We start from the raw sequence: 21,684 nt of genomic DNA, 5'->3' as shown, positions 1-21,684 counted from the left end.
GCACCACCGGCCGACGGCGCGCACGTCCGGGCCCTGCCTTCACTCCACACAGGACAAGGGCGATGCTGTGCGCACCAACCTCCGCGGAGAGGACGCCGATGAACGAGGAAGTCCGGCCCAGCCGGTCGCGGGTGTCCCGGCGCCGCGCCCTCGCGATCGGCGGCGTCGTCGGCCTCTCCGGCGTGCTGACCGCCTGCGCGGGGGCGGGCGACCCGCCGTCGGGCGGCGTGGCGACCTCGGCGGCGGTCGTCACCGACCCCGCGGCGCTCCTCGACGTCGCGAACACCTGCATCCTCGCGAAGGAGGGGCCGCAGGGCCCCTACTGGTTCGACGTCGACAGCATCCGGTCCGACATCCGCGACGGCCGCCCGGGCTTCACGCTCGCGCTCGCGCTGCGGGTGCACGACGTGTCGTCGTGCTCGGTCGGCGGCCCGCTCACGCCGGTGCGGGACGCGGTGGTGGAGATCTGGCACTGCGACGCCGGTGGCGTCTACTCCGGCTTCGCCGCGGCCCGTGCCGACGAGCGGTCCGGCACGTCCGGTCCGTCGCGGGAGACCTCGGACGGCGCGTACAGCCGCGGCGACCCGGAGGCGAGACCGACGGACGGCGCCGAGTACCTGCGCGGCGCGCAGGCCGTCGACCCGGACGGGATCGTCCGGTTCACGACGATCTACCCGGGCTGGTACGTCGGGAGGACGACGCACATCCACTGCAAGGTGCACCTCGACCGGAAGACGGTGCTCACCACGCAGCTGTACTTCGACGACAACCTCACCGACGAGGTCTACCTCCTGTCGCCCTACGTCGAGCACATCACCCGCGACACCCGCAACGACACCGACCCGCTCTACGACGACGTCGGCCTGGTGACCACGCAGCGGTCGGCGGACGGCTGTCTGGCGGCGGTCAACCTGGGTGTCGACTTGTAGCGCTCGGAATATCCCGGGGATCTCCGCCGCTGCCCGGAACATGAGTGCACGCACGTGGTTCATCACCGGGTCGTCGCGTGGTTTCGGTCGCGAGTGGGCGATCGCCGCGCTGGAGCGCGGCGACAGCGTCGCCGCCACCGCTCGTGACACCGGCAGCCTCGACGATCTCGTGGAGCGCTTCGGTGACCGGATCCTGCCGCTGAAGCTGGACGTCACCGACCGCGCCGCGGTGTTCGACGCCGTCGAGACGGCGCACCGGCGGTTCGGCCGGCTCGACGTCGTGGTCAACAACGCGGGCTACGGCCAGTTCGGGCTGATCGAGGAGATCAGCGAGGCCGAGGCGCGGGCGCAGTTCGAGACGAACGTCTTCGGGGCGCTGTGGGTCACCCAGGCCGCGCTGCCGATCCTGCGGGAGCAGGGATCGGGGCACATCCTGCAGGTGTCGTCGATCGGCGGGATCAGCGCGTTCCCCAACATCGGGATCTACAACGCGTCGAAGTGGGCGCTGGAGGCGTTCAGCCAGTCGCTGGCCCAGGAGGTGGCGGGGTTCGGCGTCAAGGTCACGCTGATCGAGCCCGGCGGCTACTCCACGGACTGGGGCGGGTCGTCGGCCAAGCACGCCGCACCCCTGGCCGCCTACGACGAGTTCCGCGAGCAGGCGGCCGAGGCCCGCAAGGCGCGGATCGGCTCGCCGGGCGACCCGGTGGCCACCCGCGAGGCGGTGTTGAAGGTCGTCGACGCCGAGCACCCGCCGCTGCGGATCTTCTTCGGCGACGGTCCGCTGCGGACAGCGACCGCGGACTACGAGTCGCGGCTCGCCGAGTGGCGCGAGTGGGAGCCGGTGTCGATCGAGGCGCACGGCAAGAAGGACTGACGCAGGATCAGAGCTCGCCGCGACGACGGTCGAGGAAGTCGCGCTCGACCGCGTTGCGTGTCCGGTCGGCCGCGTCGACGTAGGCGGTGGCCGCCTCGTCGGCGCGGCCGAGCCGGCGCAGCAGCTCCGCGCGGGTGGCGTGGAACAGGTGGTGGTCGCCGAGCGCCGTGCGCAGGCCGTCGACCAGCACGAGTGCCGCGCCGGGCCCGTCCACCTCGCCGACGGCGATCGCCCGGTTCAACGCCACCATCGGCGTCGGGGCGAGCGCGAGCAGGTGGTCGTAGAGCGCGACGACCTGGCGCCAGTCGGTCGGTGTCTCGCTGTGCACGGCCTGGATCGCCGCCTGCACCTGGTACGGGCCGGGCCGGTCGCGGCGCAGGCAGCGCCGGACGAGGTCGCGGCCCTGCTCGGCCAGGTCGTCGTCCCAGCGGCTGCGGTCCTGCTCGATGAGCGGGACCAGCGAACCGTCGGGCGCCGTCCGCGCCGCGCGGCGGGACTCGACGAGCAGCATCAGCGCGAGCAGGCCGAGCGCCTCCGGTTCGTCGGGCATCAGCTCGGCCAGCTGGCGGGCCAGCCGGATCGCCTCGGCGCACAGGTCGCCGCGGACCAACGCGCCGCCCGACGTCGCCGTGTGCCCTTCGGTGAAGATCAGGTAGAGGACGGCCAGCACGGCGTGCAGCCGGTCGGGCAGGTCGGCGTCCTGCGGCACGCGATAGGGGATCCGCGCCTTCCGGATCTTGTTCTTGGCGCGCACCAGCCGTTGCGCCACCGTCGGCTCGGGCACGAGGAACAGGCGGGCGATCTCCGCGGTGGTCAGCCCGCCGAGCAGCCGCAGCGTGAGCGCGACCTGGGCGGACGTGCCGAGCGACGGGTGGCAGCAGGTGAAGATCAGGCGGAGCCGGTCGTCGCGCACGGCGCCCTCCTCCAGCGGTTCGTCAGAAACGTGCAGGCGGGACGCCTCGGCCTGCCGCTCGTCCCGGGTGGACTCCCTGCGGTGCCGGTCGATCGCGCGGTTGCGGGCGGTGGTGACGATCCAGCCGGCGGGGGAGGGCGGCAGCCCGCTCTCGGGCCACCGCCGGACCGCCGCTTCGAAGGCCTCCTGGACCGCCTCCTCGGCGAGGTCGATGTCGCCGAGGAGACGGACCAGGACGGCGACGGCGCGGCCGTACTCCTCGCGGAACACCCGCGCGACGTCGGCCTGGTCCACCATCGTCTCGCCCACAGGATCAGGCCCAGTGGAACGGCCGGACCTCGATCGGCAGCCCGATCGCCCGCGCCGACCTGCGGCCCCACTCCAGCGCGGCGTCGAGGTCGGGCACGTCGATGATGCTGATCCCGCCGACGTACTCCCTGGCCTCGATGAACGGCCCGTCGGTCAGCAGCAGCTCGTCGCCCCGCGGGCGCACGACGGTGGCGGTGTCGGGGGCGTCCAGGCCGCCGGAGAACACCCAGGCGCCGGCGTCGCGCATCTCCCGGTGGAGCGTGTCGACGTTCTTCATGATCGCGTCGAGCTCTTCGGGGGTGGGCGGCGTGCCCTCGGTGGGGGTGACGACGCTGAGCAGGTAGTGCGACATCGGATCCTCCTGGGTCGTGGTGTTCCTTCGCCTCCTACACGAGCGGCACCATCGTGGATCGACACACCCGTCGAAGATTTTCTACTCTTCGGCGATGGCACCGGCCGCGTACAAGGATCTCTGTCTCGACGCTGTCGACCCGCTCCGGCTCGCCACGTTCTGGTCGGCCGTGCTCGGGTTGGAGCTCGCCGACACCGGTGACGGGGACGCGGTCCTGCGGGGACACACGCCGCAGCACTCCGTCTGGATCAACAGGGTGCCCGAGCCGAAGACCGTGAAGAACCGCATGCACCTCGATGTCCACGCCGCTTCGGTGCAGGAGCTGCTCGACCTCGGGGCCACGATCGTCGACGAGCAGCCGCGGTGGACCGTGATGGCGGACCCCGAGGGCGGGGAGTTCTGCGCCTTCGTCCGCGAGGAGCCGCCGGCGTACCGGCTGTACGAGGTCGTCCTCGACGCCGCCGACCACCGAGCGGTGGGGCGGTGGTGGGCGGACCTGCTCGGCGGGCGGTGCATCGACGAGGGGAAGGACTTCGTGTCGATCGCCGACGTCCCCGGTGCGCCGTTCGAGTACCTGGACGTCGGCACGGTGCCGGAGCCGAAGACCGCGAAGAACCGGGTGCACCTCGACGTGGTCGGCGACACCGCGGAGATCGTCGCCCGCGGGGCGACACTGCTGGGCGAGTTCCCGCGCTGGAACGTCCTCGCCGACGTCGAGGGCAACGAGTTCTGCGTCTTCCCGCCGTCGTGAGGTAGACCGGAGGTGTGATCACCACGCTGCCGACCGCCGCGTCCGTCGCCGAGGCGGCCGCCGCCGTCGCTCCGCACGTCCGCCGGACACCGGTGCTGCGCGCCGAGATCGACGGGCGACCGCTCGTGCTGAAGCTCGAGCACCTCCAGCGCGGCGGGTCGTTCAAGCTGCGGGGCGCGGTGAACGCGCTGACGGCGGGGCCCCGGCCGACGCACGTGGTCACCGCGTCGGGTGGCAACCACGGCATCGCGGTCGCCACCGCCGCGGCATCGCTGCGCCTGCCCGCCACCGTGTACGTGCCCGTCACGGCTCCCGAGGCCAAGACCCGCCGGATCGAGGCGGCCGGGGCCCGGCTGGTGCGACACGGGGCGACCTACGGCGAGGCCGCCGTGGCCGCGCTGGCCGAGGCGCAGGCGCCGGGCGCCCGGTACGTGTCGGCGTACGACGATCCGGCGGTCGTCGCCGGTCAGGGCACGGTGACGGCGGAGGCGGTCGCCGACGCACCGGAGATCGACGCGGTGGTCGTCGCGGCCGGTGGGGGCGGTCTGTCGGCCGGGGCCGCGCTCGCGTCCGGAGGCCGGACCGTGGTCGTGGTCGAACCGGAAGGCTGCTGCTGCGTGCACCGGGCCCTCGAGGCGGGACGGCCCGTCGACGCGCCGGTCGACTCGGTCGCGGCCTCGGCGCTGGGCGCCACACGGGTGGGGGAGGTGCCGTTCGCTTTGCTGTCGTCGGCGGACGTGGTGTCCGTGCTCGTCACGGACGCCGAGCTGCTCGCCGCGCAGGACCGGCTCTGGGAGGAGTTCCGCCTGGCGGTCGAGCCGGCCGCGGCCGTGCCGCTCGCGGCCTGGCTCGCCGGGCGGGTGCCGGGTGAGCGCGCGTGCCTGGTGCTCTGCGGCGCCAATACGTGAGGCGCCCACGCGTGTCCTGGGATCGAAGCCGCAGCGGAGCCAGGCGTTGATCCTCAGGTGGAATGACTAGTGTTGCACTTGTGAGCAGGCCGTTCGACGCAGTCGAGATCGTTTTCAATCCGAACAGCACCGGTGACGCCCAGGAGCGGGCGGAGGAGTTGGCGGAGCAGCTGGCCGAGCGCGCCCCCGAGCTGCCGGTGCAGCTCCGGCCGACCGAGCGCGCCGGCCACGGCCGCGAGATCGCCCGCGACGCTGCCCGGGCCGGTCGCCCGTTGGTGGTGTCGGTGAGCGGCGACGGCGGCTACAACGACGTCGTGAACGGCTTGATGGACGCCGGTGCGGACTCGGCGTACGCGGCGGTGCTGGCTGCAGGCAACGCCAACGACCATCGGCGCGTCACCCGCGAGCGTCCGCTTGCCGACGCAATCCTCGACGGCGACGTGTCGAAGCTGGACCTGCTGCGGATGACCGTCGACGACGGCCGCGAGCCCCGCTACGCGCACTCCTACATCGGGCTCGGCATCACCCCGACCGTCGCGCTGGAGCTGGAGAAGGGCGGCAAGGGGTCGATCAAGGAGATCATCTCCACGATCCGGACGTTCTCCCGCTTCCGCCCGTTCCAGATCGAAACCGACGCCGGCACCGAGACCTTCGACAGCGTCATCTTCGCCAACATCCGCGAGATGGCGAAGTTCGCGGTGCTGAGCGAGGAGGGCCGGCCGGACGACGGCCGCTTCGAGGTGGTTGTGCTGCGGCACACGGCGAAGTGGCGGGTGCTGGCGACCGCGGTCCGCGCGGCGATCCGCGGGCTGGGCCCGCAGCCGACCGCGCGCGAGTACCGGTTCCGGACGGTGAACCCGATGCCGGTACAGATCGACGGCGAGGTGTCGGAGTTCGAGCGCGGGGTCGCGGTGACGGTGGAGATCGTGCCCGGCGCGCTGCACACCGTCCTCTGACACCCCGGTAGCGCCGGCGCCCGATGCAGCGAAAGCGGCTTTCGGTGCGTTGAGTGCACCCAAAGCCGCTTTCGCTACGTTCGGGCCGCCGCCTACGACGGCTCCGGCTCCTCGGCGAGGGCGGCGATCGCGGCCAGGCGGTCGTCCCAGTGCCGGGCGATCGTCGTCATCCACCGCGCAGCCCCGGTCAACGCCTCGGGACGCACCTCGTGCCGCACCTCCCGCCCGTGCCGGTGCGCCCGAGTCAGGCCGGCGGCGTCCAGCACGGCGAGGTGCTGGACGACCGCCTGCCGGGTGACCGGCAGCTCCCGGGCGAGCGTCGTCGCGCTGGCGGCGCCCTCGGCGGCCAACCGCGTGAGCACCGACCGCCGCGTCGGGTCGGCGAGCGCCGCGAAGACCGGTCCCGGGTCGGCGAGAGTGGTCACGAGAAGTTCGTCGCCACTGCTTCCAGCACCTGACGCCAGCCGTCCACATTGCGCTCGCGGTGCCACTCCTGCTTGTCGGCCGCCCGGTCCAGCGTCGAGAAGCCGCTCTCGACCACCTTCAACAGCGTGCCGTCGCCCTTCTCGGCGAGGGTGAACTCCACCAGGGTCTCCTCGCCGGGCTTCGGCTCGACACCGGGTTCGAGCGCCCAGCGGAAGCTGAACAGGTTCGGCTCCTCGACGCGCTCGACCCGGGCCAGCCCGACCCCGTGCTCGGCCCACGTCATCACGAACGACCCTCCGGGACGCAGGTCGATCTCGGCCTTGTCCGCGCCGAACCAGCGCCCGACGTAGTCGGCCTGCGTGAGCACCTCCCACACCCGCTGGACGGGGGCGGCGACGACGGTCTCGCGGACGATGCTGTCTTCCACCACGACGACTCCTCAGCTCGACATCATGTGCAAGCTGAGGCTTTCACCAGATGAGGTGCAAGTCAATCCTTGCTCCTTGGGCGGGCCAGGCGCAGCTCGTCGACGACCACCCGCACCCGCGGGTCGTCGCGCAGCTCCTCGAGGCTCTCCGGCAGCGGCAGCCGCCAGTTCGGGTACTGGTCGACGGTGCCGGGGAGGTTCGGCTGACGCGTCTCGCCGATCACGTCGTACGGCGAGATCAGCACCAGTCGCGACCGGCTGCGGGCGAGCAACGCGTGCATCGCGACCACGAGCTGGTCCTCGCCGGGGTCGTCGCCCACCACGAGGCCCAGCTCGCGGAGCAGCTCGACCAGCTCCAGACGGTCGAGCTCGGCTCGCGCCTTCTCCGCGTCCGGGTCGGCGAGCAGGCCCAGGTCGGCCCGTGCCCGCACGTGCTCGCCACGCAGGAACCCGGCGGCCGTGGGCAGGTCGTGCGTCGAGATGGTCGCGACGGACTCCGGGTTCCACCGGTCCGGCGGCAGCAGCGGGTCGCCGGGGGTGTCGATGTCGCGGGTGAACCACAGGACCGACGAGCCGAGGATGTTGCGCTCCACCAGACCCTCGGTGACCTCACGCTCCACCGTCCCGAGGTCCTCGCCGATCACCAGCGCGTCCGCCCGCCACGCCTCGAGCGTGAGCACCGCGAGCATGACGTCGGAGTCGTAGTGCACGTAGGTGCCGCGGTCCGGGGACTCGCCCGGCGGCACCCACCACAGGCGCCACAGCCCGGCGACGTGGTCGATCCGCAGCCCGTCCGCGTGCCGGAGCTGCGCCTGCAGCAGGTCGCGGTAGGCGGCGTAGCCGGTGGCGTCGAGCCGGTCCGGCCGCCACGGCGGCAGGCCCCAGTCCTGGCCCTGCTGGCTGAACGCGTCCGGCGGCGCTCCGACGTGCACACCCATGGCGAGGACGTCCTGCAGCGCCCATCCGTCCGCGCCCTGGGGGTCCGTCCCGACAGCGAGGTCGTGCACCACCCGCACCCCGAACTCCTGTGCGACGCCGTGCGCCTCCGCCAGCTGCCGCTGGACCTGGTCCTGCAGCCACGCGTGGAACGCCACGCGTGGAGCGAGCTCCAGGCGCAGCTTGTCGACGTCGGGGGCTCCCGGATGCCGGAGTCCCTCGGGCCAGAGGCTCCACCGGCCCCCGTACCGCTCCGCGAGCGAACAGAAGATCGCGAACTGCCACAGGTCGTCCGGGGCGCCGATGGGCTCCGGACGCCCCGCCGAGTGCCACAGCAGCTCGCACGCCGACCGCTTGGCGGCCCAGATCCGGTCGTGCTCGATCCGGTCGCCGACGGTGTCCGGGCGCAGCGCGTCCACCTGCGCCCGGGTGGCCTCGTCGGCGGTGCGGTAGGCGTCGAGGTCGGTCACGCGCAGCGCCAGCGGCGTCGCGAACCGCCTGCTCGACGGGGTGTAGGGCGACGCCTGCACCGGCGATACCGGCGTGATCGCGTGCAACGGGTTGAGCAGCACCGCGTCGGCATCGTGTTCGCGGCCGGTCCAGGAGATGAAGTCACGCAGGTCACCGAGGTCGCCGATGCCCCACGACCCGCTCGAGTGCAGCGCGTAGAGCTGCAGCATCCAGCCCCACGACCGCGGCGTCTCGGGCAGGGCGGCCGGCGCGACGACCACGGTGACGTCGCGGCCGAGCTGCTCGTCGACCAGATCCAGCCGGTGATAGCCGGGCGTCAGGTCGTCGGGCAGCTCGGTGACGTCGGTCCGCGTGCCCTCGGCGTCGATCAGCACGCCGGGGCCGGGCAGCACCCGCGTCGCACCGACGCGGTGCGCGATCGTGCCGGGCAGTGCGCCGGTCGCCGCCTTCTCCCGGGCCAGAGCCAGCGCCGCCGTCCGCGACTCCGGCTCGGCGGCGTCGACGTCGAGGAGGCCGAGGATCCGGACGACGACGTCCTCGTCGACCTCGACGATCTTCCGTTCGCCGTCGCGGTAGGAGGTGGCGACGCCGTGCGCGGCCGCCAGCTCGATCAGGTCGGAGTCCACGGGCCGATGGTTCCCCGTCGAGCTCCCGGGAATGCGACCGGGTGCGCAATCCCTCTTAGACGACCACCACGTCGTCGGAGCCGTCGCGGTGCTCGACGTCCGGGTCGTTGAACCAGTTGCCGTCCTCGGCGAGGTAGCGGAACCGCAGACGAGTGCCGCGCGGCACGGTCACCGACGTCGAGCGGGTGCCGTTGGCGCGCTTGCGCAGCTCGTGGCTTCCCGGGATCCACTCGTTGAAGTCGCCGACGACACTGCAGCGCCCTGAGGCGATGTGCAGTGGCAGCGCGAACGTCACCTTGACGCGGTCGGAGGAACGGGACGTGCGGATCACGGGCGGTCTCCCTGAGGCTCGGAGGCTGTCAGTCACCTGTGGGTCCGCGCCGCGCTGCGCGCCCACAGGACATGCATCGGGCGGCGCCAGGATGAAGGGACGCGCGGCTTGATCGGAAGTCGGCACGCCGGATCGGCACCCGGGCCGAAGTCACACCCACGGATCGGTGACCGGGCTTGACATCCACTCGTGACCAGGGCGAACACACCGCCTTGCCCCGGTGGGTTACGCCCGACCGGGTGCTACGGTCACCGACGGCGGGCCACGGCGGCCCGATGCGCTCCCCCGGGCATTCCGTTGGCCGCCGTCGGCCGGGTGACACGCGGGGATGTGTGTGTTCGAGTCGTCCGGGTGGGCAAGGAGATAACGGCATGACCACCGTGATCCTGGTCGGACTGATCGTCGTCCTGCTCGCCGCAGCGGCGTACGTCGGTGTCCTGCTCCTCCGCCGCACGCGCTCGGAGCCGCCGGTCGCACCGGAGGTCGACGAAGAACGACCGCGGACCGTGGCGGACCTGGTCAAGCGGCGGTCCGAGCCGGACGACCTGTCCGGCCCGGACCTGTTCGCTCCGGTGGTCCCGCGCCAGGACGGCGTCGCCGTCCCGCCCGCACCGGTCGCGGCGGCCGCTGCCGTCGCACAGACGGCGCAGCCCGCGACGCCCGCGGGCGGTCTCGAGGTCGGCGACGCCCCGTGGCGGCGCGCGGCGCGCATGTCGGGTGCCGAGCCGGGCGGGGCGTGGGAGACCGCGCCGTTCCCGGTCACCGAAGACGCGGCGACGGGCGGCGGCACCCCGGAAGCGTCCGCCAACGGTTCCACGCGCAATGGGGGCCGGTCGAAAGGCGTCGCGGCGTCCCCGTCGGTCGTGGTCGTCTCCTGGGCCTCGACGCCGGTCGCCCCGGTCCCGGCTCCCGCGTCGCCGTGGACCGAGCCCGAGCCGGCTCCGGTCGCACCGGCTCCCGTCGTGCAGGCGTCACCGTTGACCGCGCCCTCCGTGCCCTCCGTGCCCGCCGAGGTCGAGGCCGAGATCGAGGCCGAGGTCGAGGTCGAGGTCGACCCAACGCCGGCCCCGGAGGCGGAGAGCCTGCCGGACGCCCGGGCCGACGCCGCACCGGACGACGACGACGCGACCGGCCATGCGCCCTCCGACCCTGAGGTCGCCGTCGCCGACGACTCCCCGACCCCCGCCGAGCCCGCGGCGGTCTCCCGTCCGCTGAGCGACCCCGACCTGACCCCCCTCATGGGGATCCCCGTCATCCGACCGGTCGCCGCCGATGCGCCGGGGGTGGTGGCGGCTCTGCGCGATGTACCGGAACCCGCCGCGGTCGCCGTCGCCGATGTGCCGCACGACGACACCGCGGCGGACCCGGTGCCCGGGCCCTCACCGCGGATCGCCGACACCTTCCTGCAGGACGACGACGAGGTCGTTCTGATGCAGCCCACCCCCACGCGATCGTTCCCTGTCGTGGCGGCCCCGGTCGCCTCGGGGAGCCCGCAGCCCGTCTGGTTCCGGGTGGTGCGCCGCGACGGCGAGCCTGTCGCCAAAGCCGTCGTCGCCCTTCTCGACGACCGCGGCCGCGAGGTCGACACCACCAAGACGGCGCCGGACGGTGGCGGCGAGCTGCACACCCCGCACGGGGGCCGGTTCCTGATGATCGTCAGCGCGGACGGCTACCAACCCCGCGCGGCCACCCTCACGGTCGACGAGCAGCCCGTCGAGCTCGCGTTGCTGCTGCCCCGCTCGGCGGCGGTCGCCGGGTCGGTGCATGCGGGCGGCGTCGCGGTCCGTGCCGCTCTGGTCGTCGTGCGGCAGGACCACGACGTCGTCGACGAGGCCCTCACCGCGGGCGACGGCCGGTACCGGTTCGACGACCTCGCCGAGGGCTTCTACACCGTGGCCGCGACGGGCGGGCCCGGTTCCGCGGTGGCCCGGATCAACATCGGCGAGGGGGTCGACGCGGAGGTCGACCTCGACCTGGCCCCGCCGCTCTTCGTGCGCTGACCCACGTGGAGCACGTCGACGGGCGGTTCGCCGGCGTCGAGGGCGTCGAGCTGTACTGGCAGGGCTGGTTGCCCGACGCCGCCCCGCGCGGAGTGCTGCTGATCTGCCCCGGGATGGGCGAGCACTCCGGGCGCTACGCGACCGTCGTCGACACGCTGCGGCCCGACGGCTGGGCCGTCTACGGGCTCGACCACCGGGGCCACGGGCGCTCCGGCGGCGTCCGGGTGCACGTGCGTCGCTATGCCGACTTCCTCGCCGACTTCGACACGTTCCGGCGCACCGTCGTCGCGCGCCATCCCGATCTGTGTCCGTTCCTGCTCGGCCACAGCATGGGCGGCCAGATCGCGCTCGCCTACGCCCTCGACCACCAGGACGACCTCGCGGGCCTCGTGCTCTCGGCGCCCGCGCTGCAGGCCCCGCCCGTTCCCCGCGCGCTGCGGACGGCGGTCGTCCTGGCCGCCCGCATGGCTCCGACCCTGCGCCGGGCCGTCGTGGACCTCTCGACGATCAGCCGCGACGAGGCGGTCGTCGCCGACTACCGGGCGGACGCGCTGGTCCACCAGGGGCACCCGACGATCGCGCTCTCGCTGGCGTTGCTCGACCAGATGACGCTGCTCCGGGTCCGGGCGCGCGAGCTGCGGCTGCCGCTGCTCCTGCAGCACGGCACCGCGGACCGGATCTGCTCTCCCGACGGCAGCCGGGCGCTGGAGGCCGCGGTGGGCACGGACGACCTGACCGTGCGCTGGTACGACGGGCTCTGGCACGAGATCTACAAGGAGCCCGAGCGGGCGCAGCCGCTCGGCGACCTGCGGGAGTGGCTCTCGGCGCGCGTCGGAGACGGCGTCTGATGTCCGGACATCTGGGGCAGTGTTCGACCTCTGGGAGAGATTGGGCAGCGGACCCGTCGGTGTGGTCCCATGTGCGCGTGCTGGCGGTGATCCTCGGGGAGATCTGGGGGACCCGCCGTGCCCACCACTTCGACCAGTGCTGTCGACCGAGCTGACCTCACGCGTCCGCTCGGCCCTCGACACCTCGGAGTCCTCCCGTGCTGCTGCACGCCCCTCGCGCTGCTCGTGTCCGTTCCGCCGCCCCGACCCCGCTGGGGCTCGCCGACCTGTCGACGCTCACCTCGAGCATCGCCGCGCAGGTGCGCACCGGCGCCCACGACGTCGTCCTCGATCCCGATCGCCGCTGGTACCGGCGTCTCTACGCCGATCCGTTCGTCGACGTCTGGCTGATCAGCTGGGCGACCGAGCAGGCCACCGAGCTGCACGACCACGCGGGCTCGCTGGGTGCCCTCACGGTCGTCTCCGGGGAGCTGCAGGAGCAGCGCTGGGTGGCGGAGCAGGGCCTGCGCACGCGGCGCCTGCGCGCAGGCAAGGGCGCGACCTTCGCGCTCGGCCACGTGCACGACGTGGTCAACACCGAGCCGGCACACGCCGTGAGCGTGCACGCGTACTCTCCGCCGCTGACCGCGATGTCGTACTACGCCGTCGATCCGACGGGCGACCTGCGGCGCACCCGCACCGTGCTCACCACAGGAGGAGAAGCATGACGGTGGACGACCTCCTCACCGCGGCCCGTGCGCGGCTGGACCGGGTCGGCCCTGCTCGGGCGGCCGAGCTGGCGGCGGCCGGGGCCCAGCTCGTGGACACCCGCCCGCAGTGGCAGCGCGACGACGAGGGCACGCTGCCGGGCGCACTGCTGATCGAGCGCAACCACCTGGAATGGCGGCTCGACCCGGCGAGCGACGCCCGCATCCCGCAGGCGACCGACCACGACATCACGTGGATCGTCGTCTGCTCGGAGGGCTACAGCTCGAGCCTCGCCGCGGCCTCGCTGCAGGACCTGGGCCTGCGGAATGCGACGGACCTGGACGGCGGGTTCCGCGCGTGGAAGGCGGCGGGGCTGCCGGTCGCGTAGCGGCGCGTCGAGGGGTGTCCGGGAATGCAGCATGGTGGCTTTGCTGCACTCCGACCGCAGCAAAGCCACCATGCTGCGACGACCCGGCCCTGTGTAGGTCAGCGGGGCAGGTCGTCGATCGCCTTCTGGATCCGCTTCACCGACACCGGGTACCGCGTGCGCATCGGGTGCGCGTACAGCGCCACCCTTAGCTCCTCGATCATCCAGCGGATCTCCTGCAGCTCCGGCGACGGCTCGACCCCCGTGGGCAGAGCCGCCAGCTCGGCCGCGTACTCGTCGGCGACGACCCGTACCTCGGCCGTCCACTGCGCGTCGCGGGTCGGGTCGGCCCGCAGCTTGTCGATCCGCAGTTCGACGGCCTGCAGGTAGCGGGTGAGATCGCCGAGCCGGGCGGTGCCCGCCGCGGTGACGAACCCGGGCCTGATCATGGCGTTCACCTGCCGCGTGATGTCGCGGCGGCCCTCGGCGAGGACCGGTGCCGTCAGGTCGCTTATCCGCGCCTGCACCCGGTGCCAGACCGTCAGCACGGCACGGACGGCGTCGAGCACGCGGACGGTCGTCGACTCCAGCTTCGCCCGGGTCACCGCGCGCAGCTTCGCGTACGACGCCTCGTCCCACGCCGGACCACCGGCGGCGGTCATCAGCGCGTCGACGGACGCCGTGATGCAGTCGTCGAGCAGCTTGTCGAGCGCGCCGTGCGGGGTGCGGGACATGGCCAGCCGCGCGGCGTTGTCCAGGTTCCGGGTGATCGCGCGGGCCGGCGACGGGGTCTCGAGCAGCAGCAGCCGCCGGACCCCGCGCCGGTGCGCGGGGTCACGCTCGGCGGCCGTCGGGAAGACGCGGACGTCCACCGAGGTGCCGCGGTCGACCAGGCCGGGATATCCGGCGACGACGTGCGGCCCGCGGCGCAGCCCGATCTCCCGCGGAAGCGTCCCGATCGACCAGGTGGTCAGCCCGGTGGCCTCGATGTCCGCACCGGCCGTGGCCAGCTCCTCGCGGACCTTCGGTGCCAGGTCGTGCCGGAGCTTCTCCAGGTCCGTGCCACGGGCGACCTCCCGGCCGCGCTCGTCGACCACCCGGAACGTCACGGTCAGGTGGTCGGGCAGCCGGTCGAGCTCCCACGCGTCGCGCGGGATCGTCACGCTGCGCATGCGGCCCAGCTCGCGCTCCAGGCCGTCCAGCAGCGGCTCCGACCCCGCCTGGAGGCGCGCGAGCACGGCGCGGGCGTGATCCGGCGCGGGGGCGAAGAGCCGGCGCAGCTGCTTGGGCAGCGTCTTGATCAGCGCCGTCACCAGGTCCTCACGCAGGCCGGGGACCTGCCAGGTGAACGGTGTGGGGTCGACCTGGTGCAGCGCCGCGACCGGCACGTCAACCGTGATGCCGTCGGTCTCGCGACCCGGCTCGAACGCGTACGACAGCGGCAGCGTGAGGCCGCCCGCCTCGACCGCGTCCGGGTACGCCGCGGCGTCGACCGCCTTGGCGGCCTCCGTCTTCAGGAACTCCGCGGTGAGGTCGAGCAGGTCGGGCTGCCGCCGCCGGGCCTTCTTCCACCAGCTGTCGAAGTGCCGCCCGGAAACGACCTCCGCAGGCACCCGCGCGTCGTAGAAGGCGAAGAGGGTGTCTTCGTCGACGACGAGGTCGCGCCGCCGCGCGCGGGTCTCCAGCTCCTCGACGTCGTCGAGCAGGGCCCGGTTCGCGGCGAAGAACGCGTGCCGGGTGTCCCAGTCGCCCTCCACCAGCGCGTGCCGCAGGAACAGCTCGCGGGCCAGCTCGGGGTCGATCCGGCCGAGGTCGACGTTGCGCCCGACGACGATGGGGATGCCGTGCAGCGTCACGCGCTCGACGGCGACGGCCCCGGCGCGCTTGCGCGACCAGTGCGGCTCGGAGTACGTGCGCTTGACCAGGTGCCCGGCCAGCGGCTCGATCCACTCGGGCTGGATCCGGGCGACGGTGCGCGCCCACAGCCGGGAGGTCTCCACCAGCTCGGCGGCCATCACCCAGCGCGGCGGCTTCTTCGCCAGCGGGGAGCCGGGGAAGATCATGAACTTGGCGCCGCGGGCGCCGAGGAACTCGCGGGTCTCGGCCTCGCGCAGGCCGACCTGGCTGAGCAGGCCGGGCAGCACCGCGAGGTGGACCCGGTCGGGGTCCGCCGGGACGTCGTTCAGCGTCATGCCGGCGTTGCGGGCCGCGTTGCGCAGCTGCCCGTGCAGGTCCTGCCATTCGCGGATGCGCAGGAAGTGCAGGAACTCGTCGCGCAGCAGCCTGCGGAAGCGGTTGCCGGTGAGCGCGTCGCGCCGCTCCTGGACGTACTCCCAAAGCTTCAGGAACGCGAGGAAGTCCGAGCCGTCTGCGTCGAATCCTTCGCCGGCTCCGCCGGGGGCGTAGAAGCGGGCGTGCTGCGCGTCGGCGGCCTGACGCTGCTCGGCCGGCCGCTCGCGCGGGTCCTGCACCGACAGCGCGGCGGTGATGACCAGCACCTCGCGCAGGCAGCCGGTCCGGTCGGCCTCGACGAGCATGCGGCCCAGCCGCGGGTCGACCGGCAGGGTCGACAGCGCGCGGCCGACGGCGGTGAGCTTCCGGCCGGGGTCCAGCGCGCCCAGCTCGTTCAGCAGTGCGAGGCCGTCGCCGACGGCGCGCGTGTCCGGCTTCTCGACGAACGGGAACGCGGCGAGGTCACCCAGGTCCAACGCGATCATCTGGAGGATCACCGACGCCAGGTTCGTGCGCAGGATCTCTGGATCGGTGAACTCCGGGCGGGCGTCGAAGTCGTCCTCGGCGTAGAGCCGGATGCAGATGCCGTCGGCGACGCGGCCGCAGCGCCCGGCCCGCTGGTTCGCGCTGGCCTGGCTGACCTTCTCGATCGGCAGCCGCTGCACCTTGAGCCGCCGGGAGTACCGCGAGATACGTGCCAGGCCGGTGTCGACGACGTAGCGGATGCCCGGGACCGTCAGCGACGTCTCGGCGACGTTCGTGGCGAGCACGACCCGGTTGCCCGGGTGTGCGGCGAAGACGCGGTGCTGCTCGGCTGTCGACAGGCGCGCGTAGAGCGGCAGGATCTCCGTGTTCCGGAAGTCGCGCTTGGCCAGCGCGTCCGCGGTGTCGCGGATCTCGCGCTCGCCGGGGAGGAACACCAGGACGTCGCCCGGGCCCTCGCGCTGCAGTTCGGCGACCGCGTCACCGATCGCCTCGATCTCGTCGCGGTCGGGATCGGCCTCGGGGTCGTCGGGGTCCACGACCGGCCGGTAGCGCAGCTCGACGGGATACGAGCGACCGGAGACCTCGACGACCGGCACGGTGGTGCCGAGGGCGTCCGCGAAGTGCCGGGCGAAGCGCTCGGTGTCGATCGTCGCGGAGGTGATGACGACCTTGAGGTCCGGGCGCCGGGGGAGCAGCTGCGTGAGGTAGCCCAGGATGAAGTCGATGTTGAGGCTGCGCTCGTGGGCCTCGTCGACGATCAGGGTGTCGTAGCGCGAGAGGTTCCGGTCGCCGGTCAGCTCGGCGAGCAGGATGCCGTCCGTCATCAGCTTGACCAGGGTGTTCTCGCCGACCTGGTCGGTGAAGCGGACCTTGTAGCCCACAATCCCGGATCCACTGTCGCCCAGTTCGGTGCCCAGCTCCTCAGCGATCCGGTCGGCGACCGTGCGCGCGGCCAACCGCCGCGGCTGCGTGTGGCCGATCATGCCGGTGACGCCGCGGCCCAGGTCGAGACAGATCTTGGGGATCTGCGTGGTCTTACCCGACCCGGTCTCGCCGGCGACGATCACGACCTGGTGGTCGCGGATCGCCGCGGCGATGTCGTCGCGGCGGGCGCTGACGGGCAGCGCCGCGGGATAGGTGATGCGGGGGACGGCGGCGCGCCGGGCCGCCAGCCGGGCCTCGGCGGTGTCGACGGCACCGACCAGGGTCGCGAGCGCGCGTGCACGGTCGGCCTCTGCGCGGGTGCGCTGGGCGGCGTCGAGGCGGCGGCGCAGGCGGTGCGCCTCGTGCGTGCCCAGGGCGGCGATGCGCTCGCGGAGGGCGGCGGTGTCGAGGTCGGGGGCTGCGCTCGGGGTAGTGGGGGCGGCGTCGTCGGGAGCGACGCCGCCCGGGAAGGCCGCGACGTCGGCGGCGGGAACGCCGGACGCGGCCTGGTTCGCGGGGTTGTGGGAGGGGGAGCGCCCCCGGCCGCCGCGGCGCCGACGAGGACGACGCGGGGCACCGTCGACCGGGGTGGTGGACCCGGGGTGGCGGTCGTCGTCCGGGCGCGCGCCGGCGGCGGGGGAGTTCATCGGTGATGCAGTGTGCAGGGTCGGTCTCAGACGGATCGCAGGCTGGGGGTGATCTCGTCCGCGACGGGCTCGTCGGCGGCCGGGTGCTCGACGAGGGCGAGCACGCGGTTGGCCAGGAACCGGGCCGTGCGGACCGTGGACCCGCCCCGGGTGATCTCACTGACCTCGACGACGCCGCGGCCGTGAGTGACGTTGACGCGACGTCCGGCGCGGGTGGCCGTCACGTCGTACGTACGTGTCGTCCCGCTGCCGGCGTCGATGACGATCTCGACGCGGTCGCCCTTCATGACATGTCTCCGCTGCTAGAAGAAGAAGAAGTGTCCGGACCCGGCGCTGGTCGCCTCGCGGCGAGTGGCACGACACGGCTCCAGCCGAACGGTGTTCCGTGAAGGCGCTTCATAGGTGAGACCCGGGGACACAGGTCGCCCGGTCCGGACATCTTCTTCAACCACCGCCCCCCGCGGAACATTCCCTGGAAGAGGGTGGTGTCCGAGCCGGGCGCTGGTCGCCTCGCGGCGATTCGCACAACACGGCTCCAGCCGAACGGTATTCCGTGAAGGCGCTTCAATACTGAGACCCGGGGACACAGGTCGCCCGGCTCGGACAGGTTGGTCAACGAGCGGGACCCGGCAGATGTTCCCGTCGTTTACAGGGCCGCGAGCACCCGGTCGGTGAACGGCGGCCACGCCTCGATCGCCCACGGTCCGAAGTCGCGGTCCGTCAGCACGATGCACGCCGCCCCGGCATCCGGGTCCACCCACAGGAACGTGCCGGACTGGCCGAAGTGCCCGAAGGTCTTCGGCGAGCTGTTCGCCCCCGTCCAGTGCGGCGACTTCCCGTCGCGGATCTCGAAGCCGAGCCCCCAGTCGTTGGGCTTCTGCCGTCCGTAGCCGGGCAGAATGCCGTCCAGCCCGGGGAACACCACGGTGGTCGCCTCCGCCAGCGTCGTCTCCGACACCAGCGTCGGTGCCTGGAGTTCCGCGGCGAACCGGGTCATGTCCGCGCAGGTCGAGGTGATGTCCGCGGCGGGCGAACCGTCGAGGCGGGTCGCCGTCATGCCCAGCGGGGTGAGGACCGCCTCGTCGAGGTACTCGGCGAACGCCATCCCGGCGCCTGCGGCGACCGCCTCGCCCAGCAGCTCGAAGCCGCGGTTCGAGTAGATCCGGCGCACCCCCGGCTTCGCCTGGATCTTGCCCTCCTCGAAGGAGACGCCCGAGGTGTGCGCGACCAGGTGCCGCACCGTCGAACCGTCGGGCCCGGCCGGGTCGTCCCAGTCGAGCGCGCCCTCCTCGACGGCGATCAGCACGGCGTAGGCCACGATCGGCTTGGTGACGGAGGCGAGCCGGAACGCCCGCTCCTGCTCGCCGGCCACCGCCGCGACCTCGCCGTCGGCCCGGACGACCGCGGCCGCCACGTGCGGGACGGGCCAGTCGAGCACGGTTCCTACGGCCCTGCGCAGCGAGTCGGTCACCCGACACATCGTGGCAGAAGGTGGGATCTTGTCGCGATGGCACGCGGATGGATAGGGACGTCGGGGTGGCGCTACCCGCCCTGGCGCGGTGTCTTCTACCCGCAGGGCCTGCCGCAGCGCCGCGAGCTCGCCCACCTCGCCGGTCTAGTCAACAGCGTCGAGATCAACGGCTCGTTCTACTCGCTCCAGCGGCCCGAGTCCTACCGGGCGTGGGCGGCGGAGACTCCCGACGACTTCCGCTTCGCCGTCAAGGGCAGCCGCTACATCACCCACCTCAAGCAGCTGCGCGACGTCCGCGTGCCGCTCGCGAACTTCCTCGCCTCCGGCCTGCTCGCGCTCGGGCCGAAGCTCGGCCCGGTGCTGTGGCAACTGCCGCCGCGACTGCGCTTCGACGCGGCGCGGATCGACGAGTTCCTCACGCTGCTGCCGCGCAGCACGGGCGCGGCGGCCCAGCTGGCCGGTGAGCACGACGAGCGGCTCGACGGGCGGGCCGAGACCGTCACGGACGCCGACCGCCCGCTGCGGCACGCGCTGGAGGTCCGCCACGAGAGCTTCCGCGACCCGGTCTTCGTCGCGCTGCTCCGCGCGCACGACGTCGCGCTGGTCGTGGCCGACACCGCGGGCACCTTCCCGTACCTCGAAGACGTGACCGCCGGGTTCGTCTACGTCCGGCTGCACGGTGACACCGAGCTCTACACCAGCGGCTACTCGCCCGAGGCGCTCGACCGCTGGGCCGGGAAGGTGCGGGCGTGGCTGGCGGGGGAGTCGCCTGTCGGAGAGCACACGGTGGCGCCACCGGCCCCACGGACTCCGCGCGACGTCTTCGTCTACTTCGACAACGACGTGAAGGTGCACGCCCCGTTCGACGCGATCGGGCTCGCACAGCGGGTCGATTGAGCACCGGACACGGGGGTACCAATGCGCGGTGATGTCCCGGAGCAGCGACACCCTCGAGGGGCCCGCGAACGGCCCAGTGGACGAAGACGCCCAGGCCGTGCTGGCCGAACGGGCCGGCGAGCTGGCACTCTCCCGCAACCTCACGGTGGCGGCGGCCGAGTCCCTGACGGGCGGCATGATCTCGACCGCGCTGGCCGCCGCCGGACGGTCGAGCGAGTGGTTCCTGGGCTCGCTCGTGGCGTACGCCAGCGAGGTGAAGCACGAGGTCCTCGACGTGCCGCCCGGTCCCGTGGTCAGTGCGACGGCCGCGAGCGCGATGGCCCGCGGCGTGCGTCGGCTGTTGAAGGCGGACGCGGCCGTGGCCGTGACGGGCGCGGGGGGCCCGGGCGGCCAGGACGGCCGTGATCCGGGCACGGTGTTCATCGCCTTCGACGGCGGTGACGAACACCGCGTCCTGCGCCTTAACCTGGACGACGAGCCCAAGGTCGTGTGTGCGACGACGGCGGCGGCCGCGCTGCGGGTGCTGATCGAGGGCCTCGAGGTGCTCACCGGCCAGCGAGAGGACACCGACGGGGACTGAGCGCTCAGCTTCCGGGCGCGGCGTGGGCGGCGCGGTGTGCGAGCAGCAGCCGCCGGCCCACGACTACCAGCAGGGCCGCCGCCACCATCGTCGCCGCCGCGGCCAACCACGCCGTCTCGAATGACGAGTGGGCGGCGACGAACCCGAACGCGATCGGCCCGGCGAACCCGCCCGCGTACACCCCGGTCTGCACGATGGCGCTGGCCGCCGCCGGAGCAGACGGGTTGAGCCGCACCACCGCGAACTGCATCAGGCCCGGCCACGACCAGCCCAGGCCGAACCCGAGGATCGTGCCGATCGCCAGCGCGGGCGTCCCGGGCACCGCGAGCAGTGCGAGGCCCGCCGCCCCGATCGCCATGCTGCCCGCGACGAACGCGACGTGGCCGCCCTCCCGCCGGTCGGCCAGCCAGCCATGCAGGAGCCGGCCGGCGAACCCGACCATGCTGCCGAACGTCAGCACCAGCCCGGCCGTGCCGGGGCCGATGCCCCGGTCCACCGCGGCGGCCACGAGGAAGATGCCCAGGGCGTTCGCCGCGCCGGCCCCCAGACCGGAGCCGGCCCCGAGCACGGCCAGCGCGAGCGTCGCGCGCTCGCCGGGCGGCGGCTTCGGGGCCCGGACGTACTCGCCACCGCGGGGCGCCCCGAAAAGCGCGAGCACGGCCAGCCCCGACGCGATCACGTAGGCCCACCGCCAGCCGACCGTCAGTGCAACGGCCGGCACCGCGGCCCCGGCCAGCAGCGTGGCCAGCGGGATCGCCGCCTGCTTGACGCCGAACGACAACCCGAGCCGGTGCGCGGGGACCGACCGGGACAGGGTGAGGTTCGAGGCCAGCTGACCCATCACGTTGCACCAGGCTCCGCAGAGCAGGATCGCGACGAGCGAGACGTACGAGTCGGCGAACGCCGCGAGCACGAGCATCACCACCGCGACGCCGAGCACGGCGATGCGGCTGGTCGTCGCCCCACCCCAGCGCTCGACGAGCCGGCCGACCGGCAGCGAGCACAACGCGCTCACCCCGAAGTAGAGAGCGACCACGAGCCCGAGGCCTGCGGGGTTGAAGCCGAGCTCGTCACCGAGCTGGACGGCCAGCGCGCCGGTGAGGAACACCGGGAGCACGGAGACAGTGGTGACGGTGATCGCTCCCGCCGCCGCACGGACCGCTCCCGTGTCACGGGACTCCGCGACGGGCGCGCCGGTGGGCGTCATGTGAAGCGATGCTAACGGCGTGACCAGGGGATTTCGCCCGAAAGCGACCGAGACCACCGCGGTCCGGGATGTAGCGAAAGCGGCGTTGGGTGCGTTGAGTGCACCGAAAGCCGCTTTCGCTACATCAGG

General features: G+C 73.1%; 21 protein-coding genes. 11 read left to right on the top strand and 10 right to left on the bottom strand.

The genetic code is table 11. The features are described from left to right. Positions 1 to 98 precede the first annotated feature (98 nt). Positions 99 to 929: a peptidase associated/transthyretin-like domain-containing protein gene (locus RM445_RS09255; protein ID WP_311555716.1), complete on the top strand. Its 831-nt coding sequence runs from the start codon at positions 99 to 101 to the stop codon at positions 927 to 929. Between the two features lie 40 nt (positions 930 to 969). Next, complete coding sequence (locus RM445_RS09250; protein ID WP_311555715.1) at positions 970 to 1,803, top strand: SDR family oxidoreductase; 834 nt, start codon at positions 970 to 972, stop codon at positions 1,801 to 1,803. Positions 1,804 to 1,810: 7 nt separating this feature from the next. Here RM445_RS09250 and RM445_RS09245 read toward each other — a convergent pair whose 3' ends face one another. Both RM445_RS09245 and RM445_RS09240 read right to left on the bottom strand, forming a co-directional pair. Beyond that, on the bottom strand, positions 1,811 to 3,013 hold the full coding sequence (locus RM445_RS09245) for an RNA polymerase sigma factor (RefSeq protein WP_311555764.1): 1,203 nt from the start codon (positions 3,011 to 3,013) through the stop codon (positions 1,811 to 1,813). A 16-nt stretch (positions 3,014 to 3,029) separates the two neighbouring features. Next, the gene (locus tag RM445_RS09240; protein WP_311555714.1) at positions 3,030 to 3,377 is read right to left on the bottom strand and encodes a YciI family protein; all 348 of its coding nucleotides are present in this window, start codon (positions 3,375 to 3,377) and stop codon (positions 3,030 to 3,032) included. Positions 3,378 to 3,471: 94 nt separating this feature from the next. On the opposite strand from RM445_RS09240, the gene RM445_RS09235 reads away from it, so the two are divergent. The 3 genes from RM445_RS09235 to RM445_RS09225 all read left to right on the top strand — a co-directional run bounded on the left by RM445_RS09235 (position 3,472) and on the right by RM445_RS09225 (position 5,992). Beyond that, on the top strand, positions 3,472 to 4,128 hold the full coding sequence (locus RM445_RS09235) for a VOC family protein (protein ID WP_311555713.1): 657 nt from the start codon (positions 3,472 to 3,474) through the stop codon (positions 4,126 to 4,128). A 17-nt stretch (positions 4,129 to 4,145) separates the two neighbouring features. Continuing rightward, entirely contained in the window at positions 4,146 to 5,036 is an 891-nt protein-coding gene (locus tag RM445_RS09230) for a serine/threonine dehydratase (protein ID WP_397469265.1), read from the top strand. A gap of 80 nt (positions 5,037 to 5,116) precedes the next feature. Further along, positions 5,117 to 5,992, top strand: coding sequence for a diacylglycerol/lipid kinase family protein (locus RM445_RS09225; RefSeq protein ID WP_311555711.1), 876 nt, complete (start codon positions 5,117 to 5,119; stop codon positions 5,990 to 5,992). A gap of 92 nt (positions 5,993 to 6,084) precedes the next feature. Here the strand turns inward: RM445_RS09225 and RM445_RS09220 are convergent, their stop codons facing one another. The 4 genes from RM445_RS09220 to RM445_RS09205 are packed head-to-tail and all read right to left on the bottom strand — an operon-like array spanning position 6,085 to position 9,209. After that, entirely contained in the window at positions 6,085 to 6,417 is a 333-nt protein-coding gene (locus RM445_RS09220) for an ArsR/SmtB family transcription factor (RefSeq protein ID WP_311555710.1), read from the bottom strand. Next, complete coding sequence (locus tag RM445_RS09215; protein WP_311555709.1) at positions 6,414 to 6,848, bottom strand: SRPBCC domain-containing protein; 435 nt, start codon at positions 6,846 to 6,848, stop codon at positions 6,414 to 6,416. Before RM445_RS09215 ends, RM445_RS09220 begins: the two co-directional genes overlap by 4 nt. Positions 6,849 to 6,907: 59 nt before the next feature. Then, complete coding sequence (gene malQ, locus RM445_RS09210) at positions 6,908 to 8,878, bottom strand: 4-alpha-glucanotransferase (RefSeq protein ID WP_311555708.1); 1,971 nt, start codon at positions 8,876 to 8,878, stop codon at positions 6,908 to 6,910. Positions 8,879 to 8,933: 55 nt separating this feature from the next. After that, positions 8,934 to 9,209 (bottom strand): isoamylase early set domain-containing protein, encoded by a 276-nt coding sequence (locus tag RM445_RS09205; protein ID WP_311555707.1) that lies wholly within the window; start codon positions 9,207 to 9,209, stop codon positions 8,934 to 8,936. 371 nt (positions 9,210 to 9,580) lie between these two features. On the opposite strand from RM445_RS09205, the gene RM445_RS09200 reads away from it, so the two are divergent. The 4 genes from RM445_RS09200 (at position 9,581) to RM445_RS09185 (ending at position 13,132) form a co-directional block, all read left to right on the top strand. Beyond that, positions 9,581 to 11,209 carry a carboxypeptidase regulatory-like domain-containing protein gene (locus tag RM445_RS09200; RefSeq protein WP_311555706.1) on the top strand — a complete coding sequence of 543 codons (1,629 nt, stop codon included), beginning with the start codon at positions 9,581 to 9,583 and terminating at the stop codon, positions 11,207 to 11,209. A 5-nt stretch (positions 11,210 to 11,214) separates the two neighbouring features. Continuing rightward, positions 11,215 to 12,057, top strand: a complete 843-nt coding sequence (locus RM445_RS09195; protein ID WP_311555705.1) for an alpha/beta hydrolase — start codon at positions 11,215 to 11,217, stop codon at positions 12,055 to 12,057. A 197-nt stretch (positions 12,058 to 12,254) separates the two neighbouring features. After that, the gene (locus tag RM445_RS09190) at positions 12,255 to 12,764 is read left to right on the top strand and encodes a cysteine dioxygenase (RefSeq protein ID WP_311555704.1); all 510 of its coding nucleotides are present in this window, start codon (positions 12,255 to 12,257) and stop codon (positions 12,762 to 12,764) included. Further along, positions 12,761 to 13,132: a rhodanese-like domain-containing protein gene (locus RM445_RS09185; RefSeq protein WP_311555703.1), complete on the top strand. Its 372-nt coding sequence runs from the start codon at positions 12,761 to 12,763 to the stop codon at positions 13,130 to 13,132. The genes RM445_RS09190 and RM445_RS09185 overlap by 4 nt, the downstream gene beginning before the upstream one ends. 98 nt (positions 13,133 to 13,230) lie before the next feature. On the opposite strand, the gene hrpA is transcribed toward RM445_RS09185, so the two are convergent. The 3 genes from hrpA to RM445_RS09170 form a co-directional block, all read right to left on the bottom strand. Then, positions 13,231 to 17,400 (bottom strand): ATP-dependent RNA helicase HrpA, encoded by a 4,170-nt coding sequence (hrpA, locus tag RM445_RS09180; RefSeq protein WP_311555702.1) that lies wholly within the window; start codon positions 17,398 to 17,400, stop codon positions 13,231 to 13,233. A gap of 26 nt (positions 17,401 to 17,426) precedes the next feature. Then, positions 17,427 to 17,687 carry a hypothetical protein gene (locus RM445_RS09175; RefSeq protein ID WP_311555701.1) on the bottom strand — a complete coding sequence of 87 codons (261 nt, stop codon included), beginning with the start codon at positions 17,685 to 17,687 and terminating at the stop codon, positions 17,427 to 17,429. 359 nt (positions 17,688 to 18,046) lie between these two features. Next, positions 18,047 to 18,871 carry a serine hydrolase domain-containing protein gene (locus RM445_RS09170; RefSeq protein ID WP_311555700.1) on the bottom strand — a complete coding sequence of 275 codons (825 nt, stop codon included), beginning with the start codon at positions 18,869 to 18,871 and terminating at the stop codon, positions 18,047 to 18,049. 36 nt (positions 18,872 to 18,907) lie between these two features. Here RM445_RS09170 and RM445_RS09165 point away from each other — a divergent pair, with 36 nt between their 5' ends. Both RM445_RS09165 and RM445_RS09160 read left to right on the top strand, forming a co-directional pair. Continuing rightward, positions 18,908 to 19,768, top strand: coding sequence for a DUF72 domain-containing protein (locus tag RM445_RS09165; RefSeq protein ID WP_311555699.1), 861 nt, complete (start codon positions 18,908 to 18,910; stop codon positions 19,766 to 19,768). Between the two features lie 31 nt (positions 19,769 to 19,799). Next, positions 19,800 to 20,348, top strand: a complete 549-nt coding sequence (locus RM445_RS09160; protein WP_311555763.1) for a CinA family protein — start codon at positions 19,800 to 19,802, stop codon at positions 20,346 to 20,348. Between the two features lie 4 nt (positions 20,349 to 20,352). Here the strand turns inward: RM445_RS09160 and RM445_RS09155 are convergent, their stop codons facing one another. Next, positions 20,353 to 21,555: an MFS transporter gene (locus RM445_RS09155; protein WP_311555698.1), complete on the bottom strand. Its 1,203-nt coding sequence runs from the start codon at positions 21,553 to 21,555 to the stop codon at positions 20,353 to 20,355. Positions 21,556 to 21,684: the final 129 nt, after the last annotated feature.

Source organism: Pseudonocardia charpentierae (assembly GCF_031845345.1).
GTDB lineage: Bacteria > Actinomycetota > Actinomycetes > Mycobacteriales > Pseudonocardiaceae > Pseudonocardia > Pseudonocardia charpentierae.
Note: the sequence above shows the minus strand (reverse complement) of the source record. Positions and strands in the feature narration are given on the sequence as shown.